Below are 17,483 nucleotides of genomic sequence, written 5' to 3'. Positions count from 1 at the left end.
GGGCCCTTTCTCGAGCATGCGCCGCGCGGATCGGTTCCACGGGCAACCGCTCCAGCATAGAACCGAACGGCAACCGAATTTATTCGCGCACGTACAACCGCAGCGTGATGTACGCCGTCACCGCCGCCATACCTACTCCCACCAGTGCGAGGAACGGCGAGACGAGCAGAACGTCACTGTTCGATATTCTGGCCAGGATGTTGGCTTGGTACACGTCCGACAGAACATCGTCGATGAACATGTTCTTCGCCGTGAACAGGCCGGCAATTGCCAGCGCCGAGCCGATCAAGGCGGCCACCACCGCCTCGAGCAAGAACGGCAACTGGGTGTACCAACGGGTGGCACCCACCAACCGCATGATGCCCACCTCGGTTCGCCTGGTGAAGGCGGCGATCTGAACCATGTTGGCTATCAACAGGATTGCGGCGATTGCCTGCACCGTTGCGATAGCGAATGCAGCATTGCGCACACCGTTGAGCACGCTGAACAGGCGCTCCACCAGGTCACGTTGATTGAGCACGCTCTGCACGCCCGGCCGATTCTCGAAGTTGTCGTTGATCACCCCGAACCGTTCGGGATCGCTCAGCCGCACCTTGAACGAGGCAGGAAAGCTGTCGGCGCTGACCAGTTCTGCCAATTCGGGCTGATCCTTGAACACGCGCTCGGTGGCGTCCTTCACCGCGTCCTCACGGTTGAGGTACTGCACAGACACCACCGACGGGGTGTTGTCGAGATCCGACCGCAACGCGGCGCACGTCTCCTGGGCGCAGTCCGGGTCGGTTGCAGAGATGTCGTCGGTGAGGAAGATCTGCACTTCGACCCGATCGAGGAAGATCTGTTGGGTCTTTCCCGCCATCTGCACCACGAGCAGCCCGCCGCCGAACAGGCCGAGGGAGATAGCGGTCGTCAAGATCATGGCGATCGTCATGGTGATGTTGCGACGAAGTCCGGTGAGGACCTCGCTGAAGATGAAACTTGCGCGCATCGCGGAATCCGAGCCCTTCGATTCGTTCGGTCGTGAAGTCTGTGAAGTCCTGAGTCGGTGGCGGCGTCAGCGACCGACGCCGTAGACCCCACGGGCCTCGTCACGAACGACTCGCCCGTTGTCCAGTTCGACGACGCGTCGGCGCATCGAGTCGACGATGTGGTTGTCGTGGGTGGCCATCAGCACCGTGGTCCCGGTGCGGTTGATGCGCTCGAGCAGCAGCATGATGTCCTGGCTGGTGTCCGGATCGAGGTTTCCGGTCGGCTCGTCCGCGAGCAGGACGAGCGGGCGATTGACGAAGGCACGTGCGATGGCCACTCGCTGCTGTTCGCCACCCGACAGCTCGTTGGGCAGACGGTCCGACTTTCCGCCCAGCCCCACGAGATCGAGAACCTCGGGGACGGTGCGCTTGATCATCGAGCGCGGCTTGCCGATCACCTCGAGGGCGAACGCCACGTTCTCCACGACAGTCTTCTGTTGCAGCAGGCGGAAGTCCTGGAAGACGCAGCCCATGCTCTGCCGCAGCCGTGGGACGCGTCGGGCCGCCAGCCTGTTGACGTGGAAGTCGGCGACATGGATGTCACCGGAGGTGGGCGTCTCCTCCTTGAGAAGCAACCGCATGAACGTCGACTTTCCCGAACCGGACGGACCGATCAGAAACACGAACTCGCCTTTGTCGATGGAGACCGTCACCTTGTCCAGAGCGGGCCTGGTGGAGGTCTTGTAGGACTTGGAGACATTCGAGGTGCTGATCACGGGTCGCCAGTGTAGTCCTTACTCGTCGGTAACCGCCGGAACCGAGAGAGCATCGCGGCGAGTCCCGACGGACGGTAAAGGCTGTCTCAGCGCGAGGATGTCGGCGCAGGTTGGGTGGGTATCAGCGATTGGATCACCGGCGGCAACGGGACACCGAACGGTGCGGTGGTCGTCGGCGATGCGGTCGTGGTCGACGCCTGCTGCCCGGACTGTTCGACACTTCCCGATCCATCCGGATCGGTGGTGGCCGTCGGAGTGGGCGTTGCGGTTGTACTCGAATAGGTCGGCTCGAAGGTCTGCGGCTGGGTGTAGGGGGTGAGCTGACCTGGGTCCACAGCAACCGGACCCTGAATCTGTTCGCTGTCCCTCTCGGCGATCTCCGCACTGACCTGGCCGTACCACAGACCGGTGAGCACGAAGCAGATACCGAACGCGACGGTGGACGTGCGGACGCGGCCGTAGATCTTGTTCGGGATCCGCCACTGCCGCCAGTTTCGACGCGGGAGATCGGTCCCGGTCTCCGGTGTGCTCACTGGTCCTCCGTCCGATCTCGACCCGACGGCTCCGGTGCGACACCGGCGGTACTGACGTCGGGAGCAACGCTGATGCCCTCGGGTCGCAGCGCGGCGGCCACTCGGACTCGAAGTTCTCGTCCCACCTGAAATTGCTTACCGGGCAGCGTTCGCGCAACGAGGCGAACGTTGACCTGTCCCACCTCGATGCTTTCCACGCCCATCACTGTCGGCTCGTCGAGCAACAGCGGACGCAACCGAGTGTCGGCGAACGCGTCGCGGCCGACAGCACGGAGCAGCGTGTTGACCTGGGTGAGATCGGCGGTGCTGGGAACGGGAACGTCGACGACGGCACGAGCCCAGTCCTTCGACAGATTGATCGCCTTGACGATCTGGCCGTTCGGGACGGTGATGACCTCGCCGTCGACGCTCCGCACCCGGGTCACCCTGAGCGTGACGTCCTCGACGGTGCCCTCGGCGTCCTCGGCGGAGCCGTTGACGGCGATCTGCACGACGTCACCGAAGCCGTACTGCCGTTCGGTGATGATGAAGAAGCCGGCGAGAATGTCCTGCACCACACGCTGCGCCCCGAAGCCGAGTGCTGCGCCGATGACCGTCGCGGGTGCCACGAGCCCGCCGACGCCGAATCCGAAGCGGCGCAGCACCTCGATGGTGACGAGGATGTAGATGAGCGTGACCACGACCCAGGTGATGACCTGGGCCAGCGCATGCCGGTGCTTGGCGGCCTCGGACCGCACCAGAGCGTCACTGTGCTGGTAGTTCTGGTCGATTCGAGCGGTGATCCTGGACCCGGTCCAGGTGACGAATCGCGCCGCCAGCATTCCGCCGAGGATGTACAGAACGATCCCGAGAGCGTTCAGCTTCAGGTCGAGCGTCGGGTCGAACCAGCTCCTCATCGTGTCTACTGCTCCCCCCGCATTCGCCATCGAATTCCCGATTCCAGAAACCCGTCGATGTCTCCGTCGAGAACAGTAGACGGATTGTTGACCTCGTACTCGGTACGCAGATCCTTGACCATCTGGTACGGGTGCAACACGTAGGAGCGCATCTGGTTGCCCCAGGAGCTGCCGCCGTCGCCCTTGAGCGCGTCCATCTCGGCGCGCTCTTCCTTACGCTTGACCTCGAGCAACTTGGCCTGCAGCACTCGCATGGCCGAGACCTTGTTCTGCAACTGCGACTTCTCGTTCTGACAGGTCACGACGATGCCGGTCGGAATGTGCGTCAGTCGGACGGCGGAGTCGGTGGTGTTGACCGACTGTCCACCCGGCCCGGACGAGCGGTACACGTCCACGCGAATATCGTTCTCGGGGATCTCGATGTGGTCGGTGGTCTCGACGACCGGAAGCACCTCCACCTCGGCGAAGGAGGTCTGGCGACGACCCTGGTTGTCGAACGGGCTGATCCGCACGAGCCGGTGCGTCCCCTGTTCCACTGACAACGTGCCGTACGTGTACGGCGCCTTGACCGCGAACGTGGCGCTTTTGATGCCCGCTTCTTCGGCGTAGGACGTGTCGTAGACCTCGACGCCGTAGCCGTGCTTCTCGGCCCAGCGAATGTACATGCGCATCAGCATCTCGGCCCAGTCGGCAGCGTCGATTCCGCCTGCGCCGGACCGGATGTTGACCAGCGCGTCGCGGGCGTCGTACTCACCCGACAGCAGAGTCCGTACTTCCATGGCTGCGATGTCCTCACGCAGAGATGCGCGCTCGGAGTCGGCATCGGCGGTGGCGGACGCGGCCGCCTCCCCTTCTTCACCCTCGGCGAGCTCGTACAGAACAGGCATGTCCTCCAGACGCTGACGAAGCTCTTCGACGCGGCGCAGTTCGGCCTGCGCGTGAGAGAGCTGACTGGTGACCTGCTGCGCATGCTCCTGGTCGTTCCACAGGTCCGGCGAGGCCGCCTGATGTTCGAGTTCGTCGATGCGTCGCCGCAATTCCTCGACGTCGAGAACCGACTCGACGGTGGAGAGAGTGGTGTCGAGCTCGGCGAGGTCTGCTGAAACGTCGGGATGCACGAGAGTCAAGGTTACCGGCACGCGAACCCATGCCCGACCGCCCCCGATTCCCACCGTCCCACACGATGCGAACGGGGACTCGCGTCGAGAGTTCGAACCGTGCTGATTTCAACTCTCGTCTGGCCACCGGTCGACTGTTAGTTTTCGGCTCATCGACATATTCGCATGTCGACATGCCTGTCACCGCCCGGTGCCGGCCATACCGCAGTACACAGGAGCGTCGCATGACCGTCACCGACCAGTACCTCGAGAACAACAAGGCGTACGCCGCGACGTTCGACGGTCCCCTTCCCCTTCCGCCGTCGAAGCACGTCGCAGTTGTGGCATGCATGGACGCTCGGCTGGATGTATATCGAATCCTCGGTTTGGCCGACGGTGAAGCCCACGTCATCCGGAATGCGGGCGGTGTGATCACCGACGACGAGATCAGGTCGCTGGCGATCAGCCAGCGTCTGCTCGGCACGAAGGAGATCATCCTCATTCACCACACCGACTGCGGCATGCTCACCTTCACCGACGACGAGTTCAAGAACGACCTCCAGGACGAGACCGGAGTCAAGCCGAACTGGGCAGCAGAAGCATTTTCCGACCTGGACCGCGATGTTCGTCAATCGCTGGCACGCATCGAGCAGAGCCCGTTCGTCACCGAGCACGAATCCATTCGAGGCTTCGTCTTCGACGTCGCAACCGGAAAGCTGAACGAAGTCACCGGGTAAGCCCGGCCACGAACATCGCCGCGTACGAGCAGGCCCGTGCGCGGCGATAGTCTTCTCCGGTGACCGACTACTCCGCCGATCTTGCCCTCGCCCTCAGGCTCGCCGACGAGGCCGACGCCATCACCCGTCGACGATTTCTGGCCTTGGATCTCTCGGTCGACTCGAAGCCGGATCTCACACCGGTGAGTGACGCCGATCTGGCCGTGGAGACGAAAATTCGAGCTGAGCTCGGTTCGGAGCGTTCCGGCGATGCCTTGCTGGGCGAGGAGTTCGGCGGCACCGCAACCTTCAGCGGCCGTCAGTGGGTGGTGGATCCCATCGACGGGACCAAGAACTTCGTGCGTGGCGTCCCGGTGTGGGCAACCCTGATCGCGTTGCTCGACGACGGCATCCCGCAGGTCGGAGTTGTCAGCGCGCCTGCCTTGAACCGACGTTGGTGGGCCGCAACCGATCTCGGAGCGTGGATGGCGTCGGACGGCGGCACTGCGCGTCCGATCGCCGTATCGAAGGTCGACGCACTGTCGTCGGCCAGCCTGAGCTTCTCCAGTCTGTCCGGCTGGGCCGACCTCGGCACCCGAGATCGGTTCCTCGATCTGACCGACACCGTGTGGCGGGTACGCGGCTACGGCGATTTCTTCTCGTACTGTCTGGTCGCGGAGGGGGCAGTCGACATTGCCGCCGAACCGGAGGTCTCGCTGTGGGACCTGGCTGCACTGGACGTCCTCGTGCGCGAGGCCGGGGGCGAGTTCACCGCGCTCGACGGCAGCGCAGGCCCACACGGTGGCAGCGCCGTGGCCACCAACGGCCTACTGCACCACGAGGTCCTGGCGCAGCTGTCCCCCGGCGCCTGAACCCCGCCTACACAACTGCAGCCACGACCAGCGCGATCAGCGGAGTGACGCCCTGGACGAATGCAGCTCGGAAATATTTCGCGCCGCCGGTCGCGAGCACGAGTGCCGCGCCGACGATGCTCGCACAGGCGAAGTACACGATGGCGTCGCCCGCTGAGCCGCCCACGATGAGGCCGACCACGATGCCGATACCCAGGAACAGGTTGTAGAAGCCCTGATTGAAGGCCATCGGCTTGACGACGTCGGCGTCGTGCTGACTGGCGACGCCGAAGCGCGACCACACGGCGGGCTTGGACCACACGACGCTTTCCATGACGAAGATGACGGCGTGAAGGGCCGCGGCGAGGGCGGCGAAAACCTGGGCGATCGGATGCACCGGATCAGCGTGCCATATCGCGGCCCGCCTGGCGTGATGCACGCTGCCGTCGCCCGACTTCGTGAGTGAACTTACTCGACAGTAGACAGCTAACTTACTCGGGAGTAAGATCTATGGAGTCCGTGCCCGACGCCGAGGAACTGGTGATCATGAGCAAGCAAGACAGTGTGGTCGACGCGAAGGCCCCCAAGGTGCCTCGCGATACTTCAGCGGTTGGCCTCAACCCGTTCAAGAGGGATGCGATCGGAACCGCCATGCGCGTTCTGACTGCCATCACCGGATCCGAGCTGGCGGAGAAGTACAACCTCCGCCAAACCATCGACCGGGTGACGTACGAGAGCACCAAGACCGGGTTCAAGACACTCGGTGCGGCCAATCGCACGTTCGCCAAGGTCACCGGTGGCGGCAAGCCCAAGCGTCTCGACGACGGTGCCGCCAAGAACCTGAGCTACTTCGACCTGACGCCCGACGACGAGCAGCGCATGATCGTCGAGACGGTCAAGGAGTTCGCCGAGGAGATTCTCCGCCCGGCCGCGTTCGATGCAGACCACAGCGCTTCCTCGCCGGAGGATCTGGTCCGCCGTTCCGCTGAGCTCGGTATCACTCTCATCAACGTTCCCGAAGAGCTGGACGGCGCAGCCACCGAGCGCGGCGCGGTCACCAACTCCCTCGTCGCCGAGGCGCTCGCCCATGGCGACATGGGCCTGGCGTTGCCCATCCTCGCCCCTTCGGGCGTAGCCGTCGCCCTCACCCAGTGGGGTACGGACGCGCAGCAGAAGACCTACCTTCCGGCCTTCGTCGGCGAGAAGGTTCCGAACGCTGCCGTCGTCGTCAACGAGCCCCGCGCACTGTTCGATCCGTATGCGTTGCAGACCAAGGCCGTCCGCTCCCCCAGCGGCTACAAACTCAACGGCGTCAAGAGCCTGGTACCTGCTGCAGGCAGTTCCGAGCTGTTCGTCATCGCCGCAGAACTCGAGGGCCGTCCGGCCTTCTTCATCGTCGAGTCCGACTCCAAGGGCCTCGTCGTCGAAGCCGATCCGAGCATGGGCCTGCGCGCTGCCGGCCTGGGTCGCCTGATCCTGACCGACGTCGCAGTTCCCGAGTCGGCGCTGCTCGGTGACGGCGACGCGGACCAGCGGGCCGCCGAGTACAGCGCCGCCATCGGCCTCGCGCGACTCGGCTGGGCATCGCTTGCCGTCGGTACCGGGCAGGCCGTGCTCGACTACGTCGTTCCGTACGTCAACGATCGCGTCGCCTTCGGTGAGCCGATCAGCAACCGGCAGGCAGTGGCGTTCATGGTCGCCAACATCGCCATCGAACTCGACGGCATGCGGTTGGTCACGCTGCGCGGCGCATCGCGGGCCGAGCAGGGATTGTCGTTCACTCGCGAATCGGCACTCGCACGTCGGCTCGCCTCCGAGAAGGGCATGCAGATCGGTTCCGACGGCGTGCAGCTGCTCGGCGGTCACGGCTTCACCAAGGAGCACCCGGTCGAGCGTTGGTACCGCGATCTGCGGTCCGTCGGCGTCGCCGAGGGCATCGTTCTCATCTAGCTCGCCGCCCCGAATTCCATGGCACTCACCCAAGGACATACACGATGATCAATCTTGAACTTCCCAAGAAGCTTCGGGCGCAGGCGAATCAGGCTCACCAGGTCGCTGCCGAGATCTTCCGCCCCATTTCCCGCAAGTACGACCTCGCCGAGCACGAATACCCGGTGGAACTCGACACCATGGCGTCGATGGTCGAAGGCATGTCCGACGCCGGTGGCGAAATCGGCGGAGCCGCCGGCGGTCGCGAGAAGGACAGCGAGTCGGCCAAGCCCAGCAAGACTGCAAACGCCAACGGCGGCAACATGTCCGCTCTGGTGAACGTGATCGAGACCTGCTGGGGCGACGTCGGCCTGACGCTGTCGATCCCCTACCAGGGCCTGGGCAACTCGGCTATCGCAGCGGTGTCCACCGACGAGCAGCTCGAGCGCTTCGGCAAAGTGTGGGCCTCGATGGCCATCACCGAGCCCAGCTTCGGCTCGGACTCCGCTGCCGTCACCACCACCGCGGTACTCGACGGCGACGAGTGGGTACTCAACGGCGAGAAGATCTACGTCACCGCCGGTGAGCGTTCCACGCACATCGTCGTATGGGCAACGGTCGACAAGTCTCTCGGCCGCGCGGCCATCAAGTCGTTCGTCGTCCCTCGTGACGCACCGGGCCTGTCGGTTGCTCGCCTCGAACACAAGCTGGGCATCAAGGCGTCCGACACCGCAGCCCTGCTGCTCGAGGACTGCCGTATCCCGAAGGACAACCTGCTCGGCACTGCCGAGGTGAACGTCGAAAAGGGCTTCGCCGGCGTCATGCAGACCTTCGACAACACTCGTCCCCTGGTGGCTGGAATGGCCATCGGCGTGGCTCGGGCGGCACTCGAAGAACTGCGATCCATCCTGGTGGACGCCGGAGTCGACATCTCCTACGAAACGCCTGCCTACAACCAGCACGCGGCGGCCGCAGAGTTCCTGCGCCTCGAAGCGGACTGGGAAGCAGCACATCTGCTCGCACTGCGCGCAGCATGGATGGCCGACAACAAGGAGCCCAACTCCCTGCAGGCCTCGATGTCCAAGGCCAAGGCCGGTCGGTCGGCGGTCGACATCACCCTCAAGGCAGTGGAATTGGCCGGCACGTACGGCTACTCCGAGCGCCCGCTACTCGAGAAGTGGAGCCGCGACTCCAAGATTCTCGACATCTTCGAGGGAACACAGCAGATCCAGCAGCTGATCGTCGCTCGTCGCGTACTCGGAAAGTCCTCGGCAGAACTGAAGTGATGCCTGGCTCGTCGACGAGCCGAGAAGTAACCGTGAAACGGCATCGGACCCTGGGTCCGGTGCCGTTTTTCGTGTGCGCGCAAGAAATTCCGGACGCCGGTGTCGATATCGTGGTTTCTCGACCGTCGTCATCGTGTACGGCGACTCGCGCCGCGACAACGAGGTACCGAACCCAGGAGTCCACCATGAAGTACATCCTCTTGATCAACGCAAACACCGCACCAGGAGCAGCGCCGGGCTGCAGCAGTGTCGAGGACTGGATGACCTTCGAGAAGGAGATGAAGGAGGCGGGAGTCCTCGTCTCCGGTCACGCGATGGCCGACCTCACCACCGCCACGGCTGTGCGTGTCGACGCCACCACCGGAGTACGCACCGTCACCGACGGGCCGTACGCCGAGTCACACGAAGTATTGGGCGGCTACGACGTGATCGATGTCCCCGACCTGGACGTGGCCCTGGAATGGGCCGCCCGATGCCCAGGCTCCAAGGACGGCGGCACCGTCGTCGTGCGGCCGCTCGCAGAATTCTGACCGGCCGACAACCGACAGTCGGAATTCTTCGGTGACCGAATCCGCAGTGCATCGATCGATCGAATCGGTCTTCCGGGCCGAGCGCTCGGTGCTGCTCGCGTCGCTGGTCCAGCGGTACCGCGACCTCGACCTCGCCGAGGAAGTGACCTCGGATGCCATCGAGTCGGCCCTGGAACACTGGCCGGTCGATGGCATCCCGGCGAGGCCCGGAGCCTGGTTGCTCACCACTGCACGCCGAAAGGCCGTCGATCGTCTGCGACGCGATCAGACACTCGCAGCGAAGGTCGGAGTGCTGCAGGCCGATTCGGATCGGAGCGAACCCCACCCACCGAACACACTCGACGACAATCTGCCAGACGATCGACTGCAGCTGTTCTTCACGTGCGCGCACCCGGCGCTTGCCGCAGTCGACCGTCTCGCGTTGACGCTTCGATGCCTGGCCGGTCTCACCACCGCCGAGGTCGCCCGCGCGTTGCTCATCCCTCCTGCCACGGCAGCGCAGCGAATAGTGCGGGCCAAGAACAAGATTCGGGTCGCGCGAGTTCCGTTCCGCGTTCCGGGCCCGGACGAGTTGGCGGGCAGAGTGCCGATGGTGCTCGAGGTCGTCTATTCGATTTTCACCGAGGGCTACTCGGCGACGTCAGGTGAGAGCGTCGGGCGAATCGATCTCACCACCGAAGCCATCGGCATGGGACGACTTCTCCACACCGCACTACCGACCGAATCCGAAGTGACCGGCCTGCTGGCGTTGATGCTGCTCATCGAGGCCAGACGCGACGCCAGGACCGGACCGGACGGCGGGATCGTGCTGTTGGCAGATCAAGACCGTGGACTCTGGAACGCCGAGTTCATCGCCGAAGGGACGGAACTCGTGACGGCGGCCCTCGGCGACGGCCGGACCGGCCCCTACGGCGTGCAGGCGGCCATTGCTGCGCTGCACGACGAATCACCCGACTCGGACGGCACGGACTGGCCGCAGATCGTTGCCCTCTACGACGTACTCATGACGTTGACACCGAGCGCGGTCGTTGCGCTGAATCGGGCGGTCGCCGTGGCGATGCGCGACGGCCCCACCGCCGGCCTGTGTGAGCTGGACACGCTTGCCGACGAGGCGTCGTTGCGTCGCTACCACCCGTATCCCATGGCGAAAGCCGATCTTCTGCAACGACTCGGCCGGTTGGACGAGGCCGCGCTTCACTACCGACAGGCACTCGATGTCGCCCGAACCGCACCGGAGAAACGACTGCTGCGCCGCCGGTTGGCAGAGGTGAGCGGGGGCGCTCACGCCGACAGAACCGAGTCCAGCTGATCGTCGCTCAACGGCCGGTCGGAATAGACAAGGCGGATCGCGTTCGGATTCGGGTTGTCGATTTCGGGTCCACGGGCGACGAGTTGCAATCCGGCGCGCTCGGCCACCTTCGCCGACGCGACGTTGTGTTCGAGCAGGTACGCCACGACCGGCACGTCGCCCCGCGTCCGATACGCGCTCTCGATGGCGGTCTCGGACAACTCAGCGGCGTACCCCTTGCCCTGCGCATCGGGATGTAGACGGTAGCCGAGATTCCAGAATGTGTTCCGGCGCAGGGAACACCCGCCGTAGCCGCTGACCGCGTCGCTGCCGCGCTCGCGAACGATCCACGTACCCAAGCCATCTCGACGCCATTGCTCCGCCCAGTCTCGCAACATCCGTTCGGTCGCGATGGGATCGGTGTGCCGCAGACTCGGAAAGTGAGTCCACGACAGCGGGTCGCTGCAGATCGCGTACAGCGCATCGAGATCCGTGTCGACCGGCTCGTCCAGATCGAGACGCGAGGTTCGTGTTCGCACACCGTGGATCCTAGGGGGAAGAAATCTGGTAGACCGGTGGTACACGATCGAGCGAAGGGTGTGACCGTCATGGCCGAGTGGGTCAAGAAGATCGAAGAGAACGCGAAGGGTCTCATCGCGGAGGCCGAACAGGAATTGACGGCACTCGAGGGCGTGGACACGGTCGACCTCACCGCCGATGCCTCCGAGGACGCCGACGATTCCGAGACGGTCACCAGTGACGATGCGCGCGAGCAGGTCTCGGACTGAACCCTCGATGTCCGGTCGAGACGCCTGGTTCACGACAACCCACGATTGGTCGGTGGACGTCGACAGAAACCACCTCTCGCAGATCCGTTCGCACCCCGGAAGATATGCGCCGGGCGGAGTCCTGCACATGATTCTCGAGGTCCTCGCCTACGCGGTGGACGAAGCCGAAGATCAGGGAGGCGGTCACGCAACCGTGACGTTCGGCTCGGATGGGACGATCGACGTGACGGACCTCGGTCGAGGTACCGACACGCGGTCCGACCACGGGATGGCGGTGCGCAAGCCCGTCGTGAGCACGAAAGACGTTCGGTTCTTCGATCGTCCACACCCGGTCCTGCTGTCAGACGGACACCCCCGCCGCGGAATGTCGACCGTCTCGGCACTGTCCGAGATGCTCGAACACACCAACCGGCGGATCGATGGTTCGTGGACCGGAGGATACGAGCACGGAGTTCCAGTCACCGAGCTGCTGTCGACCGCGCCGACCGAACACACCGGCACCACCATCCGGTTTCGACCCGACACGTCACTGATTCCCCCGTCGCCGCTGACCCCGGACGATCTACGCGCGGCGATCGCCCCGAACGACTTCCTCACCGTGTCGGTGAGATAGTCGGCCGTTCGATTCGAAGACGGACCAGCAGACACTGTTTCTCTTCTGGTCTTCCAGCACCGAACCACGCGCAGCCAGAGGAACAATGCATCGATGAAAACACGAAACAGGCCCAGGACTGATGTCCTGGGCCTGTTTCGTAGTGGTAGCGGGGACAGGATTTGAACCTGCGACCTCTGGGTTATGAGCCCAGCGAGCTACCGAGCTGCTCCACCCCGCGTTGCATCTACGAAGTTACTCCCGCGCATACGGCCAATGCAAATCACGTGACATTCGCGTGCTTCCGCGCCCGCCGGAACGCGTGCACCCGAGGCAGTCCTTCGCAACGCTTATCACGTAGAAGGGCATCGAAAATAGTGCTCCGCGTCTCTTTTCATGCGTGTTTCGCATCACATAACGGTCGGGTTACGAAGGAGAAACATTAGCGGCACGAGCCCGTTTGAGCTGGCAAAATACCCCCTCTTATCCCACTATGTGAATAAGTGCGGTCTCATTTCCGCTCAGTGACGGTGAGTGAATCCTCGACTACCTTCACGGACGGCCCTCAACAGCTGGGCCTGCACCACCCCGCCGCTCCCTTTGCTCTGCCCCGCGGGTGTGGTCCCCAAGACGTACGGGGGCAGAGCCGCGACGATACGAAGTGCCTGGTCATTCTCGCCATCACACCGGCGAAACGATTGCAGGCCAGTCGCGCCAGTAGAGCGCGGAGAGGATTCACCCCGCATGACCACACAGAACAATTTCGGCAAGCGTGCACTCGGATTGGCCGCCATCGCAGGTGCCGCCGTAGCAATCCCCCTCGGCCTCTCTGCCGGAACCGCCAGCGCAGCCACCCACAACTGGGACGGCGTCGCACAGTGCGAGAGCGGTGGCAACTGGAGCATCAACACCGGAAACGGCTACTACGGTGGCCTGCAGTTCTCGCAGAGCACCTGGACGGCCAACGGCGGCTCCGGCTCCCCGGCCAACGCATCGAAGGCCGAGCAGATCCGCGTCGCAGAGAACACCCTGCAGAGCCAGGGACCGGGCGCATGGCCCGTGTGCGGACAGCAGCTGACCACCGGCACCTCGACTCCCGAGCCCGAGGCAGCACCGGCACCGAAGGCAGCACCCGCACCGGCACCGGCACCGGCCGTCGCACCCGAGGCCGCAGCCGCCACACAGGCTGCCCAGGGCGCATTCGACGCAGCCTCCAAGCTGGCCGATCAGTACGGCCTGAGCACTCAGTTCCAGCACCTCGTTGCTGCCAACTCCCCCGTGCTCGCGCCCATCGGACGCTGATCCCGAACAGTTCACACGAGCTGCAGCTTCACAACGAAAGAGCCGCCTCACCGTTTCGGTGAGGCGGCTCTTTCGCTCATGTCGGCGGGATCGGACCGAACGGATCAGCTACCTGCCCGGTTGTAGGCGTCGACGGCGGTCTGCAGATTCTCGAGTGCGGTGCCGAGATCCGCCAGATTTCCACTCTGCTGCGCGGTACGCACCGCGGAGAGAGCAGAGTTCAAACCGGAGACGGCCGCATCTCGAGACGTCGAAGAACCGGTAGCCGGTGCCGGAGTCGGCGAAGGCGAACCACCGTCCGACGGTGCAGTTTCCGGGACAGCACCTGGTTGGGTGGTTCCGTCGGTCTCACCGGGTGCGGTGACGGTCCGTCCGGCACCTGCTCCGAAGACCTGCTCGATGGCTTCGGGCAACGTCGCGGCGTACCCGACGCGGCCCTCGTACGAGACCAGCACCCGAATCAACTGGGGGTAGGCCGACGCCTCGTTGGTGCGCGAGGCATACACCGGCTCCACGTAGATCAACCCGCCGTTACCGACCGGCAGTGTGAGCAGGTTTCCGAACTCCACCGTGTTCTCTCGGCGCACGATGCCCAAGCTTTCGGACACGTCCGTCGTGGTGGTCATCTGGTTCTGCACCTGATTCGGACCCTGGGTGGAGGTATCGGTCGGCAGTCTCAGCACCGTGATCTTGCCGTAGTTCTCCGGATCGGAATCCGCACTGACGTACGCGCCCAACACCTCTCGGCGATAACCGACCAACGCGCTGGTCAGCTGGAACGACGCCCTGTTCTCCTCGTTGGAAATGTCGGATGCGACGACGTAGTACGGCGGCTGCTTGGCCGAGGTGTTCTCCGCGGTGGGGTCGGTCGGAACTTCCCAGAACGCGTTGTTGGTGAAGAACTCTCGCGGATCGTTGACGTGGTACTTGGTCAACAGTTCACGCTGGACCTTGAACAGATCCTCCGGGTAGCGGAAGTGGTCCCGCAACTCCGGAGACACCTCATCCTTCGGGATGACGGTGCCTGGGAACACGCCTTCCCACGCCTTGAGCACGGGGTCGTTCTCGTCCTGCTCGTAGAGCTTGACGGTTCCGTCGTAGGCATCGACGGTGGCCTTGACCGAGTTCCGGATGTAGGACACTTCCCTACTCGGCAGCGCACGCGTCGTGGTCGACTCGATGCTGTCGGCAGTGGCGTCCTCGAGCGACATCCGCTGGGCGTAGGGGAAATTGTCCAACGTGGTGTAGCCGTCGATGATCCAGACCAACTTGCCTTCGACGATCGCCGGGTAGGTCGAGCCGTCGGTGGTCAGCCAGGGTGCGACCTTCTGGACTCGATCTCGAGGGTCACGATTGAACAGGATCTTCGACTCGTCTCCGATGACACTCGAGAAGAGGATGTTGCGCTCGGCGTACTTGCTCGCGAACACCAGACGGTTGAAGAAGTTGCCGATGTTCACCCCGGCTGCACCGTCGTAGGTGTAGCTCTTGCTGTCGGTGTCGTACTCACGAGGCTCACCGGTCGAACCGACGATCGAGTAGTCCGCGTCGGAATTGGCGATGACCGGTCCGAAGTAGATACGCGGCTGATCGAGGTCGCCGGGGCCGTCCTTGCGGATCGTGCCTTCGGAATCGTTCTCGATCCAGTTGACCTGGTAGTTGGGGTAACCACCACGTCCTCCACTGGATTCGTCGGCGACCGCCTCGTCGACGGAGTTGGCCGGCGCTGCGACGAATCCGTTTCCGTGAGTGAAGACGGTGTGGCGGTTGATCCAGTCGCGCTGATTCGCGTCGAGCGTCTGCGGTGAGATCTCGCGGGCTGCAACGACGTAGTCGCGCAAGTTGCCGTCTGCATCCGGGTACCGGTCGACGGCCAGAGTGTCGGGGAACCCGTAGAAGTTACGGATCTGACGCTGCTGAGTGAAGGTTGGCCCGAGGATGTTCGGGTCGAGCAGGCGGATGTTGGACATCGTGGCGGACTCCGACGCCACCTCGCCTGGGCTCAAGGCTGCCTCGCCCGAATAGTTTCGGTAGGTGACCACGTCATCGGTCAGCCCGTACGCGGCTCTGGTCGCCGCGATGTTCCGTTCGATGTACGTGCTCTCCTTGTCGGCCGCGTTCGGGCGCACCGAGAACTGTTCCATCACCAGGGGCCATACGGCACCGATCAGGATGGACGAGAGCACCAGCAATGCTGTGGCCAGGGCAGGAATTCGGAGATCGCGCAGGAAGATCGCCGCGAAGAAGGCGATCGCGCAGATCACCGCGATCGCGAGCAGGATCAGCTTGGCAGGCAGCACGGCGTTGATGTCGGTGAAGCCGGCACCGGTGAACGTGGGTTCCTTACGGCTGCTCGAGAGCAGCGTGTACCGATCGAACCAGTACGCCACGGCCTTGAGCAGGATGAAGCTGCCGGCCAGCACTGCGAGCTGAATTCGCGCTGCACGAGTGAGTGCACCCTCCCGGCCGGCGAGACGGATTCCACCGAAGACGTACTGCGTCACCAGGTTCGCGAAGAAGCCCACCAGGATGGCGACGAACAGCCAGTTGATGACGAACCGGTAGAACGGCAGATCGAACGAGTAGAACCCGACATCGAGGTTGAACTGCGGATCGGTCATCCCGAAGTCACCGCCGTTCAGGAACAGCTGAACGGTGACCCAGTTGGTCTGGGCGATCATGCCGGACAGGAACCCGAACACGACGGGAATTCCGATGCCGAACAGGCGCAACCGGCTCATCACCGTGGTGCGGTACCGCGCTATCGGATCGTTGGGCCCGGCCACGGGAACGAACACCGGACGGTTCCGGTACGCCACCGCAAGAGCCGCGAACACGATCAGTCCGACGACCAGAGCGACGACGAGGAAGATCACCAACCGCGTCAGCAGAGTAGTGGTGTACACGCCGCGGAAGTCGACTTCGCCGAACCACAGCCAATTCGTGTACATGTCGATAAGTCGGGGACCGATGAGTAGCAAACCTGCTGCCACCAAGGCCAATACGAGCAAGATCCGGCTGCGCCGCGACAAGGACGGCATACCGGTGGGGGGCCTCATGCCCACGTGCCACACTCCAACTTCGGGCGACGCCGAGCGGCGCCGCAGATGACTTCGGCGGCACACTCGCCGTGCACCGCATGTCCGTTTCGCCCTACTGTACGTACGTTGATCCTACGGCTGCGACGCCCGTACTGCGGCCACTGCCGACCGCAGGTCAGGAGCCTCGGCATCCTGAGGACCATCCGAATGCGAGGATAGTGCCGTGAGCAACGACAGCGACGGACTGCCCGGCCGAGACGATTTCGAGGTCGAGTTCGATCCCGAGACCGGTGGACAGGATGTCATCGACGCCCTGGCGCGGTGTGCGCGAGAGGTGGCGGACTTCGTCGATGCCGGCGGTTGGCACCAGGCACCGCAGATGTTCGCATTGGTGCCCACGGCAGCGCTCGCCGCGGCCGAGCCGGGACTGCTCGACGATCTGGCCGACGGTGCTGCCCTCACTCCGATCCAGCAGCATTCGCTTCCCGAGGACATCACCGGCGGCTCGCCTGCCCTGGACGAGTTCCTCGCCACCTCGACGTGGCCCGAGGGTGTGGTCGGATGTGCTCTCGTACAAGAGATCGTCGTGCTCCCCCCGGCTGCCGAATCGACACTCGACGACGCTCTGATGCCGCTGCTCGCCGATCCCGACGCTGCCGACCAGGCTGCACGCTCGGCGGCCGAGAACCACCCCGAGAAACGAGATGCTCGGTTGATCGTTGCGGTTCTCAAGGACGGTCCGTCCTTGACTCTGCTCCAGTTGCACCCGGACGAGGACGCCGATCCCTTCGCGCCCATCGACCTTCGTATCGCCGAGGATCTGGCCCCCAACGTCGTCCACGGCCTCTACGCCACGTTCGACGTCGTCGACGACGACTAGCAACAGGGCCGGG

18 protein-coding genes and 1 tRNA gene are annotated in these 17,483 nt (G+C 64.0%); 10 read left to right on the top strand and 9 right to left on the bottom strand.

The window, feature by feature from the left end:
- Nucleotides 1-79 precede the first annotated feature (79 nt).
- From ftsX to prfB, 5 genes are all read right to left on the bottom strand, one after another.
- The gene (gene ftsX / locus CH275_RS02330) at nucleotides 80-985 is read right to left on the bottom strand and encodes a permease-like cell division protein FtsX (RefSeq protein WP_094674812.1); all 906 of its coding nucleotides are present in this window, start codon (nucleotides 983-985) and stop codon (nucleotides 80-82) included.
- 66 nt (nucleotides 986-1,051) lie between these two features.
- A complete protein-coding gene (ftsE, locus tag CH275_RS02325; RefSeq protein WP_027496574.1) occupies nucleotides 1,052-1,741 on the bottom strand; it encodes a cell division ATP-binding protein FtsE in 690 nt (229 codons plus the stop codon).
- 86 nt (nucleotides 1,742-1,827) lie between these two features.
- Complete coding sequence (locus tag CH275_RS02320; RefSeq protein ID WP_094674810.1) at nucleotides 1,828-2,274, bottom strand: hypothetical protein; 447 nt, start codon at nucleotides 2,272-2,274, stop codon at nucleotides 1,828-1,830.
- Nucleotides 2,271-3,170: a mechanosensitive ion channel family protein gene (locus tag CH275_RS02315; RefSeq protein ID WP_179275927.1), complete on the bottom strand. Its 900-nt coding sequence runs from the start codon at nucleotides 3,168-3,170 to the stop codon at nucleotides 2,271-2,273. The genes CH275_RS02320 and CH275_RS02315 overlap by 4 nt, the downstream gene beginning before the upstream one ends.
- A 5-nt stretch (nucleotides 3,171-3,175) precedes the next feature.
- Nucleotides 3,176-4,288 carry a peptide chain release factor 2 gene (gene prfB, locus CH275_RS02310; RefSeq protein WP_094675306.1) on the bottom strand — a complete coding sequence of 371 codons (1,113 nt, stop codon included), beginning with the start codon at nucleotides 4,286-4,288 and terminating at the stop codon, nucleotides 3,176-3,178.
- Nucleotides 4,289-4,512: 224 nt separating this feature from the next.
- Here prfB and CH275_RS02305 point away from each other — a divergent pair, with 224 nt between their 5' ends.
- The gene (locus tag CH275_RS02305; protein WP_094674806.1) at nucleotides 4,513-5,004 is read left to right on the top strand and encodes a beta-class carbonic anhydrase; all 492 of its coding nucleotides are present in this window, start codon (nucleotides 4,513-4,515) and stop codon (nucleotides 5,002-5,004) included.
- 59 nt (nucleotides 5,005-5,063) lie between these two features.
- Entirely contained in the window at nucleotides 5,064-5,855 is a 792-nt protein-coding gene (gene hisN / locus CH275_RS02300) for a histidinol-phosphatase (RefSeq protein ID WP_094674804.1), read from the top strand.
- A 7-nt stretch (nucleotides 5,856-5,862) separates the two neighbouring features.
- Here the strand turns inward: hisN and CH275_RS02295 are convergent, their stop codons facing one another.
- Nucleotides 5,863-6,231, bottom strand: a complete 369-nt coding sequence (locus tag CH275_RS02295) for a DUF1304 domain-containing protein (protein WP_094675304.1) — start codon at nucleotides 6,229-6,231, stop codon at nucleotides 5,863-5,865.
- A gap of 143 nt (nucleotides 6,232-6,374) precedes the next feature.
- Here CH275_RS02295 and CH275_RS02290 point away from each other — a divergent pair, with 143 nt between their 5' ends.
- From CH275_RS02290 to CH275_RS02275, 4 genes are all read left to right on the top strand, one after another.
- Nucleotides 6,375-7,784 (top strand): acyl-CoA dehydrogenase family protein, encoded by a 1,410-nt coding sequence (locus CH275_RS02290; protein ID WP_094675302.1) that lies wholly within the window; start codon nucleotides 6,375-6,377, stop codon nucleotides 7,782-7,784.
- A 44-nt stretch (nucleotides 7,785-7,828) separates the two neighbouring features.
- Nucleotides 7,829-9,049 carry an acyl-CoA dehydrogenase family protein gene (locus CH275_RS02285; protein ID WP_032397698.1) on the top strand — a complete coding sequence of 407 codons (1,221 nt, stop codon included), beginning with the start codon at nucleotides 7,829-7,831 and terminating at the stop codon, nucleotides 9,047-9,049.
- 185 nt (nucleotides 9,050-9,234) lie between these two features.
- Nucleotides 9,235-9,579, top strand: a complete 345-nt coding sequence (locus tag CH275_RS02280) for a YciI family protein (RefSeq protein ID WP_094674802.1) — start codon at nucleotides 9,235-9,237, stop codon at nucleotides 9,577-9,579.
- Nucleotides 9,580-9,610: 31 nt separating this feature from the next.
- Complete coding sequence (locus CH275_RS02275; protein WP_094674800.1) at nucleotides 9,611-10,888, top strand: RNA polymerase sigma factor; 1,278 nt, start codon at nucleotides 9,611-9,613, stop codon at nucleotides 10,886-10,888.
- On the opposite strand, the gene CH275_RS02270 is transcribed toward CH275_RS02275, so the two are convergent.
- Nucleotides 10,861-11,406, bottom strand: coding sequence for a GNAT family N-acetyltransferase (locus CH275_RS02270; protein WP_094674798.1), 546 nt, complete (start codon nucleotides 11,404-11,406; stop codon nucleotides 10,861-10,863). The two genes, CH275_RS02275 and CH275_RS02270, sit on opposite strands and share 28 nt — an antisense overlap.
- A 69-nt stretch (nucleotides 11,407-11,475) precedes the next feature.
- Here CH275_RS02270 and CH275_RS02265 point away from each other — a divergent pair, with 69 nt between their 5' ends.
- Both CH275_RS02265 and CH275_RS02260 read left to right on the top strand, forming a co-directional pair.
- The gene (locus CH275_RS02265; RefSeq protein ID WP_143546670.1) at nucleotides 11,476-11,655 is read left to right on the top strand and encodes a hypothetical protein; all 180 of its coding nucleotides are present in this window, start codon (nucleotides 11,476-11,478) and stop codon (nucleotides 11,653-11,655) included.
- A 52-nt stretch (nucleotides 11,656-11,707) separates the two neighbouring features.
- Entirely contained in the window at nucleotides 11,708-12,268 is a 561-nt protein-coding gene (locus CH275_RS02260; protein ID WP_143546669.1) for an ATP-binding protein, read from the top strand.
- A gap of 143 nt (nucleotides 12,269-12,411) precedes the next feature.
- Here the strand turns inward: CH275_RS02260 and CH275_RS02255 are convergent.
- Nucleotides 12,412-12,488, bottom strand: a tRNA-Met gene (locus CH275_RS02255).
- Nucleotides 12,489-12,991: 503 nt separating this feature from the next.
- Between CH275_RS02255 and CH275_RS02250 the strand changes: the two genes are divergently transcribed.
- On the top strand, nucleotides 12,992-13,549 hold the full coding sequence (locus CH275_RS02250) for a transglycosylase family protein (protein ID WP_094674792.1): 558 nt from the start codon (nucleotides 12,992-12,994) through the stop codon (nucleotides 13,547-13,549).
- A 104-nt stretch (nucleotides 13,550-13,653) separates the two neighbouring features.
- Here CH275_RS02250 and CH275_RS02245 read toward each other — a convergent pair whose 3' ends face one another.
- A complete protein-coding gene (locus tag CH275_RS02245) occupies nucleotides 13,654-16,614 on the bottom strand; it encodes a UPF0182 family protein (RefSeq protein ID WP_179275926.1) in 2,961 nt (986 codons plus the stop codon).
- A 280-nt stretch (nucleotides 16,615-16,894) separates the two neighbouring features.
- Here CH275_RS02245 and CH275_RS02240 point away from each other — a divergent pair, with 280 nt between their 5' ends.
- Nucleotides 16,895-17,470, top strand: coding sequence for a PPA1309 family protein (locus tag CH275_RS02240; RefSeq protein WP_094675300.1), 576 nt, complete (start codon nucleotides 16,895-16,897; stop codon nucleotides 17,468-17,470).
- Nucleotides 17,471-17,483: the final 13 nt, after the last annotated feature.

The organism is Rhodococcus sp. 06-235-1A (assembly GCF_002258785.1).
Taxonomy (GTDB): Bacteria; Actinomycetota; Actinomycetes; order Mycobacteriales; family Mycobacteriaceae; genus Rhodococcoides.
This window is presented reverse-complemented; position numbering and strand designations above follow the sequence as displayed.

Excerpts from the sequence above, each read along its gene's own strand:
- ftsX (WP_094674812.1), bottom strand. The coding sequence starts at position 985 with ATGCGCGCAAGTTTCATCTTCAGCGAGGTCCTCACCGGACTTCGTCGC.
- CH275_RS02315 (WP_179275927.1), bottom strand. The coding sequence starts at position 3,170 with ATGAGGAGCTGGTTCGACCCGACGCTCGACCTGAAGCTGAACGCTCTC.
- CH275_RS02305 (WP_094674806.1), top strand. The coding sequence starts at position 4,513 with ATGACCGTCACCGACCAGTACCTCGAGAACAACAAGGCGTACGCCGCG.
- CH275_RS02285 (WP_032397698.1), top strand. The coding sequence starts at position 7,829 with ATGATCAATCTTGAACTTCCCAAGAAGCTTCGGGCGCAGGCGAATCAG.
- CH275_RS02280 (WP_094674802.1), top strand. The coding sequence starts at position 9,235 with ATGAAGTACATCCTCTTGATCAACGCAAACACCGCACCAGGAGCAGCG.
- CH275_RS02265 (WP_143546670.1), top strand. The coding sequence starts at position 11,476 with ATGGCCGAGTGGGTCAAGAAGATCGAAGAGAACGCGAAGGGTCTCATC.
- CH275_RS02250 (WP_094674792.1), top strand. The coding sequence starts at position 12,992 with ATGACCACACAGAACAATTTCGGCAAGCGTGCACTCGGATTGGCCGCC.